Genomic DNA, 769 nt, shown 5'->3' on the forward strand with positions numbered 1-769 from the left:
CGCCTTTGGCTGCGGCCGGCCGGTGCGAGGTCGGTCCGGCACGCGTGGTGGCCGCCGCCAGCGTGTGGGGCTCCGAGACGGGGGCTTTCGGCGAGACGGGTGTGTTGGTCGGCGAAAAACGGCTGGCAGCGGCGGGCCGAGAGGGGCTCGGGTCGGGTTCTCCGGGGGGCCTTCCCGGGTGGGTCGGGGCGTTTTGGGGCGTGGGGAGGGGAGTTGGGGTTCGAAACCGGATCGCGTGGGGTGGTTGTGGGTTTCGAGTTTCGGTGACCTGCGGTTTTGTGGGGTCGGGGTGGAAAGTCGGGCGTCGAGTGTCGGTTTCGTGTGCTCCGGCCTTCTCAACGCCGACGTGGAGGCCGAAACTGCTCGGTTCGGGGTCGGCTTCGGGCGCTGCGACCTCGCGGAGGCCGTCGAGGAGACCGAAAGTGCCCAGCTGAGGCCGAAACCGGATCCCAAGGCACCCGAAACGCCCCCGCCCCGCACTGACCTGCGCTTTTCTCTCACACCGAGGCCACGGCACCCCACGCCGTCCGGTTTCGTGAACTCCAGCTCGCACAAGCCCACCACACCTCGAAACGCCCTGCCCGACCCACCCGGGAAGGCCTCTGGAGGACCCGACCTGAGCCCCCTGCCCGCCCCGCTGCGGGCTAGTTTTCGCTGAGCAACACGCTCGTCCCGCCGAACTCCCGCAGTCTCGGAGCCCCGTACGCCGGCGGTGGCCCACCCCACGACCCGGACCGACCCCACACCGGCCGGCCCGCAGCCAAAGGCA

It is taken from the genome of Embleya hyalina (assembly GCF_003967355.1).
Taxonomy (GTDB): Bacteria; Actinomycetota; Actinomycetes; order Streptomycetales; family Streptomycetaceae; genus Embleya; species Embleya hyalina.